Raw genomic sequence first — 7,696 nt, forward strand, 5'->3', positions numbered from 1 at the left:
ATGAGGCGTATCGGTCTTCTCCAGCGCAACGCCGGAGATGCGCTCCCGAACAAGTAGCAACCTATACTGGCTGAAAGGAAGGGGACCCCGAGCACGAGATAAAACAAAAACGTCGGTGGACTCATCGCGGCAACGTGACCCCGCAAGCAGCCAGCGCGAAACGTAGATCGATTAGCGCTAAATACGAAGCCGGATCACCCACCTTCTAACGCTCTCAGTCTCCCTCCCTCGAAGGAATAGCACTTCTGGGTGCCTCGGAAATCGAACCCTCCGCAGAGTCTTTGTTTTGGGAAAGAACGCGGCTCCAGCACCCGGGAGGTCGGACTTGCCGCTATCCCCGTTTTCAAGTGGTTTTGAGCGTCAAGTTGATCAGAGAGCACTCGATGCGTGACTCGGCCTGTTGCCGTCAAGCAGGATCATGGAGGCAGATCGCCGAACACTGGTCGGCTGGCCGAACCCAACAGGGACGTGTGAGCGGATAGTCGATAAGAAACCTCAACTCAGGAAACCATCGAAACAACAAGCCACTCTAGAGCGATCAATCCTGCCGCGCCTGTCGATCGGAGAACTCCCTCTCGTAAGCCCTTGAGATGACGGTATGAGTCCTTTGCAGCGGTTAGTCGCCCATGTGGCTTGCTGCGGGAAAGAGCGGCAGACTGCGGGCGCGGATGCCGGTGGCGCGGAAGTACGCATTCGCGAGCGCTGGAGCGAAGGGAGGGACGCCCGGCTCGCCCGCTCCGCTGGGTGGATTGGTGCTCGGGAGGATCTTCACCTTGATGGTGGGCATGTCGGACATCTTCACCAGACGGTAGGTGTTGAAGTTCTGTACGCTGGCCGCAGCGTTTGCGAAGGTGATGTGCCCCCAGAGAGCCGCACCCATACCATGCACGATGCCGCCCTGCATCTGTGCTTCGATCGAATCGGGATTGATGGCCCGACCCAGATCGACCGCGCAGGCGACGCTGACGACACGCAAGCCCGTCGCCGACGCGCCGGAGATCTCGACCACCTGTGCCACCACCGTGCCGAACGTCTCCGCAATCGCGATCCCGCGTGCGTGACCGTTGGCAAGCGTGGTGTTCCATCCCCCCAGTTCCGCGGCTGCGTCGAGGACCGCCAGAAAACGCGGATTGTTAACCAGTAGTCGCCGCCTGTACTGGTAGGGATCCTGCGATGTCGCATGGGCCAGTTCGTCGATGAAGCTCTCGACGAAAAAGGCGTTGTACGAGACGCCTACCGATCGCCACCAGCCAATGGGAACGGGAGAAGGGTGCGGCCCGAACTCCACGAGACGGTTCACCATGGCGTATGGAAGCGTAACCGCTCCTTCGACGGCTCCACCGTCTTCCGCGCCGGCCGTGATGAAGCCCTTTTGCGCGGAGATGGATGGAGTTACGACACGATTCCACCAGGCCACGATGTTGTGGCTGGAGTCCAGGCTGCCCCTCAGGTACGACACCGCCATGGGACGGTACTTGTCGCGCTGGAAGTCTTCTTGGCGTGGCCAGGTGAGCTTGACCGGCTTCTTGATTGCCTTGGCAATCTGGACCGCCTGCACAATGCAGTCAGTCTCCAGCTTGCGGCCCAGGCCTCCGCCCAGGTACGTGACGTTTACCTTGACGGCTGCCAGAGGAAGCCCGGTAATTGCGGCCGCAGCCGCCTGGGCCCAGCCCGCCACCTGTGTCGGGGCCCAGATCTCGCAAAAGGTAGGTGTGAGATTGACCGTGCAGTTCAGAACCTCCAGACAAGCATGCGCGAGGTACGGAACTGAGTATGTGGCGTCGATCGTCGTTGTAGAGGTGCTCTTGGCGGCTAGAGCAGACCCGACGACCTCTGACTCGAGAACGGGGCCCTGCTTCATAATCGTGGCCGCCTGCGTCGCAAACACCGTGCTGGCGATCTGCGCGGCATTCGGCGGCGTAGTCCACTTGAAGCCACCACCTCCGCTTCCGCCACCATCATCGTCGCCCTCGCCGAGTGCGGAGAAGGCCGAATGAGTATCACCAGCGACGGCAGCAACAGCAGTGCCGAGATTGACGAAGGTGACGCCATTGCGATTCGTTGGCGTGCTCGCCAGGGTCCCTCCCAGCATCGGCGCGTGCCGGACCGCAGCGTAGACCATTCCAGGAAGACGGACATCGATGCCGTAGATGGCTCGGCCATTTGTCTTGTCGGCCATATCCAACCGCACCAGTGGTTTGCCGATAAGGCGAAGCGCGGCGTCGGGGATCAATGTGGGCTTGGCCGGTGGCGCAAGCTTCGAGGCTGCCAAAGCGAGGGCGCCGTATGTAAGGACTCGCTTGGTGGGTGCGTCGATCACCGTGCCATTGTTGGCGTAGCACTGATTCACAGAAACTCCCCAGTGGTTTGACGCAGCCCGGATAAGCATCATGCGGACGGCCGCACCGGCCTGCCGCAGGGGAAGATAGTTGTTCCGGATAGCACTGCTGCCTCCGGTGATATAGGTGATCGGTCCGAGAGGAGCAAGTGCGCTCTTGACCTGAGTCCACTCGACCATCAACTCTTCGGCCGCGATCTGTGCGAGTCCGGACATAGCGCCCTGGCCGAGTTCGCAGCCGCCGAACAGAACCGTAATGCGGCTATCCGTTCCGATCTGAATGTAGGAATTGATCGCCGTGGGAGCCGGCACGCCCGCTGCAGAGGCGAACCGGGACAGGCCCGGCAGGCAGAACTGCAACATGAAGCCGCCCGTGGCGCTGACCAGAAACTGACGTCGTGACGGTTTGATTCCGCTCGGAAGAGAGAGGCCTTCCTGCATCTGCTCCGCGTTTGGAGCAGCTTCCATAAGTCCGATAGCCATGACACGTCTCCTCGTCCCGCAGGTTAGAGAGTGGCAGCCAACTGGATGGCTTGCTTTACTCGTTGGTAGGTTCCGCACACACACAGGTTGTCGATCTCAATGCCGTCTCCGTTGGAGCCGCTGTTGTAGTGGGCACAGGCGCTCATTAACATGCCCGACTGGCAGTATCCGCATTGCGGCACCTGCAGCTGAACCCATGCCTTCTGGAGGGGATGGCTCACCCCGTCCGGGGAAAGTCCCTCGACCGTTGTGATCGAGCGTCCGACCCCTTCGTTCACGCTCATCTGGCAGGATTTCCGAGGGCTGCCGTCAACAAGAATGGTGCATGCGCCGCATACCTCGATGCCGCACCCGTACTTCGTGCCGGTGAGACCCACGATGTCTCTTAACACCCAGAGCATCGGGATCTCGTTGGAAGGAACGTTAACCTCTTGCACGACGCCGTTGATAGTGAGCGTGACCATGAATGTCTCCGATCTGAAATTGGGGGCTAAGGAAGAGAAATTTGACAGACCTCAGCTGATGTTTGGGCCCAACGACTTAACCTGGCAGGTCAATCAAGTTGGTTCAGCTGTAGTGCCTCTTGGGGACGATCCTGTCCCGCTCGTTGCCCGGGGTGTCTCCCAGTAGTTCGGGAACAGACAAAGCTCTACACAGGCACGACATTCTTGTACCATAGCGAACCGATAAGATGCAACGAACCCATTTTCTCAGTGGTGCGCTGAAACATGAATCCCGGGAAAGTTGTAGTGTCCTTGAGCCTTCCTGGAAATATGCAAAAACGCCAATGCACTCACCAAGAGAGTCGGGGACTGTGAACGTAGCTCCCGGAAAGTCGATGTTTGCGGCAAGTTCGCGACGTTGTCGTCGATAGGCAACGCGGGTGACATGAAGGCTCGAAGCTGCCGAAATGGCGTTTTTCGCGAACGACCCCGAACTCAAAGAGTGAATCGGCCTGCTATCGCGAACCGAGAGGATGGCTTCCTCGGTTGGTGATTCCTCATGATCTATCTTTTCCCCTCAGCCAACCCACGATGACTTGAGTACAAATCGGAACCGCTAATCTTGATCGAAAAGTTGTCATAGCCGCTCTCCGGCGCTTATATTCCTTGCCATAGTCTAACTATGGAACGAGGAGCGCCAACGTGCCGATGATCAAACGTGATGAGATCCCGCCGGGAACGCTCTATCTTCTTATCCTAAAAACCCTCTCACTTCACGGTCCGCTGCATGGCTACGAGATGGCAAACTCCATCCAGCAAAGCTCCGAGAACATTCTTCAGGTGGAAGAGGGCTCGCTCTACCCCGCGCTTCAACGCATGCTGATCAAGGGATGGGTAACCGCAGAATGGGGCGTGACCGCTGGTAATCGCCGCGCCCGCTACTACAAGCTGACCGCTGCTGGCCGTAAGCAGCTTCAGACGGAACTCTCACAGTTCGGACGAGTATTTGGCGCGATCAATCGCGTCATTCAGATGGCATAAAGGAGAAGCTGGGATGCACTTCGACGAGTTCGTTCGACGCGTGACGATGCTAGTGCGAGGCAAGCGATTTCAGGGAGACCTCGACGAAGAGATGCGACTACACAGGGAGCTTCGCGAGGAACATTACGCCGCATCCGGCATGTCTTCCCAGGCCGCCCGTAGTGCAGCACACCGCAGCTTCGGTAATGCTGTGTCCATCCGAGAGGCAAGCTACGGCGCATGGGGATGGAACTGGCTCGAAAGTCTGACACAGGATGTGCGTTACGGTGCGCGGTCGATGTTCCGCAGCCCCGGGTTGACGCTAGTGGCGTTGCTCTCTCTGGCGCTTGGCATCGGTGCCAATACGGCAATCTTCAGCTTTATCGACGCGGTCCTGCTTCGGTCCCTTCCAGTCAAGGATCCGGCCCGTCTCGTCGTTTTAGGCGATGGGGACGAAATGGGCATCACGGATCGATATGGCTCGACCACGCTGTACTCCTATCCCTTTTTTCGGCAGATGCAGCAGAAGAACGCAGTCTTCTCCAATCTCGCCGCAGTCTACAGCTACTCGATGGACATCCACGGGACGCTGAATGGCAACGGCGAGATGCAGGCGATGAAGGTGCAACTCGTCTCCGGCTCATACTTTCAGACGCTGGGCATCCGAACCGCCATGGGCAGAGCCATCACAGAGGATGACGATAGCTCAGAGGGTGATCATCCCGTTGCGGTTATCAGCTATGCCTGGTGGAAGCGAGCCCTGGGCGGCGATACAAATGTGCTCGGTAGAAAGATCAAGCTTGGTACGTCAACATTCCAGATCGTCGGCGTTACTCCTCCGGAGTTCTTCGGCACCAGAGTCGGCGAAGCTCCAGAGGTCTGGATCCCCATGTCCATGATGGAGTCAATTCCACCCGGCCTGAACGGGTACAAAGACAACTTCGCACAATCGATGCACATCATGGGACGACTGAAGCCCGACGTCACCCGTGAAAAGGCGACCGCAGACGTCAACCTGCTTTATCAGCAGATTACCCGCGCCTTCCCGGACGTTAAACTGATCCCGCGAAACGTTGAAAGTCTGAGCAAAACGCACGTGGTGCTGACGCCAATGACGCGAGGGCTGTCATCGCTACGGCGATCTTTCTCCGCACCGTTAGAGGTCCTGATGGCAGCGACAGCGCTTGTGCTTCTCATTGCCTGCGCGAACATTGCAAACCTGCTGCTCGCCCGTTCGACCGCAAGAGCGCGTGAGTTCGCAGTACGGCAGGCGCTGGGTGCACGCCGCATTCGCATCGTGCGGCAGCTACTTACAGAAAGTCTCATGCTTGCGCTCGGTGGAGGTGCCGCCGGAATCGGCCTCGCTGCGGTTGCCGACCGACTGCTGCTTCACATGGTATCGCGAGGCTCTGAAGTCCTTCCCCTGGACGTTTCGATCAACACTCGCTTGCTTCTCTTCACCTTCGCCGTGACAGTAGCTACAGCCGTCTTCTTTGGCATCATCCCTGCCGTACGTGGGACACAAGTAAAACTTACCAATGCGCTCAAGGATGGACGTGGTTCAGCGGGGGGCGGCAATTCCCGCAGCACGTTGGGAAAATGCCTTATTATCGCGCAGGTCGCCATCTCTCTGGTCCTGATGGTAGGGGCAATCCTGTTTGTCCGTACCCTTGTGAATCTCACCAAGTTAGATACCGGCTTTAATCGCGAAGGCGTGCTTCGTCTCGAGGTGGATTCAAATGTCACTGGCTTGCCGGAGAGCGACCCACGAATGGTCTTAATGTTCCAGGAGATCGAGAGGCGCGTCAGTGCGCTGCCCGGAGTGAGGGCCGCCAGCTTCGCTTCGTTCGTTTTTGCTCAGGGGAGTTGGAACACCGCTGTCAACGTACCCGGAATGACCATGAATGAAAAGATCGATGTCAAGCACAACACGATCGGAAATGGATACTTTGCCACCATGCAGATCCCTCTTGTTGCAGGCCGCATCTTTGGCCCACAGGATACTGCCACGTCCCACAAGGTCGCTATCATCAGCGAGCGCATGGCAAAGGAACTTTTTCCTGCAGGCGTTAATCCTATCGGGCGTCACTACTTTACCGGATACGACCCCATCCCCAATACCGACGTTGAGGTTGTCGGCATCGTTAAGGACGTAAAATTCGGAGACCTCCAGGAAGACCCCGAGTACATCGACTACATCCCCAATCCGCAACGTCCCTGGGGCTATGGAAGCTTTGCAGTTCGTTTCGACGGGAACTTCAATACCCTCTCGAATGCAGTGCAACAGACGATCCATAGCGTCAATCGTGATCTGCCCATCAGTGGTGTGACCACGCTCGACGAGCAAGTCTCGCGCACCATGACGAATCAACGTGTGGTTGCCCAGCTCTCAACCTTCTTCGGTCTTCTCGCGGTCTTTCTCTCTTGCATCGGCATCTACGGCCTCATGTCTTACATGGTGAGCCGGCGCACCAACGAGATCGGTATTCGCATAGCCATCGGCGCAACTCGTGGCAACGTGAGTTGGCTTATCATGAGTGACATCGTTTTGCTGGTGACGATCGGCATCGCCGTGGGAATTCCCGTTTCAATCGCCGGAAGCCGCCTCGTCGCAAACATGCTTTATGGCCTCCCTGGCACTGACGTCGCCAGCCTTCTCGGGGCCGTTGTCACACTGATGTTGGTCTCTACTATGTCCGGCTATCTTCCGGCGCACCAGGCGGCTCATCTCGATCCTACGGTGGCGCTTCGCAGGGAATGACCAACACGCAAAGACTACCCATCTCCGCTATCAGAGAGGTTAGCAAGAGACGGCTGCTCATTCGTCGCCAAATCGCCGAGGCACTCATTAACTAAGGCTGAGCCTAATAGCGAAACGTCCGCAAAGTCGGGGCGGTCTCAACCGGTCGATGCAACACCATCTGATTTAGATCATTTCTTGAGAGGTGGTGTGTATGAGACAAGAGAGACGTCATGGTCTTTCTGCGGAGCAGAAGTCCGAGATTTGGCGGCGTTGGAAAGCGGGCGAGTCGTTACACGCGATTGGTCGTGCCTTCGACAAGGACCATGGCTCGATTCAGTTCCTGTTATCGAAGCACGGCGGGATCGCTCCTGCTGTCCGTCGGCGCTCGCAGCGAACGCTCACGTTGGCGGAGCGGGAAGAGATCTCGCGAGGCATTGCTTCCGGTTCGTCGATTCGTGAGATAGCCAGAGGTCTCGAGCGGACAGCGTCTACGGTGAGCCGGGAGGTGGCGCGTCATGGCGGCCGCCTGATGTATCGAGCCAGTGAGGCTGATCAGCGGGCCTGGAGGTCGGCGCTGCGGCCCAAGCCCTGCCGGCTTGCCCACCACAGGAAGCTGCGCCTGATCGTGGCCGGTAAACTGATCCGAGACTGGTCGCCGCAGCAGATCTC

At 58.1% G+C, this 7,696-nt stretch carries 5 protein-coding genes; 3 read left to right on the forward strand and 2 right to left on the reverse strand.

The window, feature by feature from the left end; genetic code table 11:
* Positions 1-616 precede the first annotated feature (616 nt).
* Together HDF16_RS10230 and HDF16_RS10235 are read right to left on the reverse strand one after the other, a co-directional pair.
* The gene (locus HDF16_RS10230) at positions 617-2,821 is read right to left on the reverse strand and encodes a xanthine dehydrogenase family protein molybdopterin-binding subunit (RefSeq protein ID WP_184216087.1); all 2,205 of its coding nucleotides are present in this window, start codon (positions 2,819-2,821) and stop codon (positions 617-619) included.
* Between the two features lie 23 nt (positions 2,822-2,844).
* Positions 2,845-3,285 (reverse strand): (2Fe-2S)-binding protein, encoded by a 441-nt coding sequence (locus tag HDF16_RS10235; RefSeq protein WP_184216089.1) that lies wholly within the window; start codon positions 3,283-3,285, stop codon positions 2,845-2,847.
* A 687-nt stretch (positions 3,286-3,972) separates the two neighbouring features.
* Here HDF16_RS10235 and HDF16_RS10240 point away from each other — a divergent pair.
* The 3 genes from HDF16_RS10240 to HDF16_RS10250 form a co-directional block, all read left to right on the forward strand.
* The gene (locus HDF16_RS10240) at positions 3,973-4,305 is read left to right on the forward strand and encodes a PadR family transcriptional regulator (RefSeq protein WP_184216317.1); all 333 of its coding nucleotides are present in this window, start codon (positions 3,973-3,975) and stop codon (positions 4,303-4,305) included.
* Between the two features lie 13 nt (positions 4,306-4,318).
* Positions 4,319-7,045 carry an ABC transporter permease gene (locus tag HDF16_RS10245; protein WP_184216091.1) on the forward strand — a complete coding sequence of 909 codons (2,727 nt, stop codon included), beginning with the start codon at positions 4,319-4,321 and terminating at the stop codon, positions 7,043-7,045.
* A 193-nt stretch (positions 7,046-7,238) separates the two neighbouring features.
* The coding region (locus HDF16_RS10250) for a helix-turn-helix domain-containing protein (protein ID WP_184216093.1) at positions 7,239-7,696 on the forward strand (458 nt) is incomplete at its 3' end.

Source organism: Granulicella aggregans, from assembly GCF_014203275.1.
Lineage (GTDB): Bacteria > Acidobacteriota > Terriglobia > Terriglobales > Acidobacteriaceae > Edaphobacter.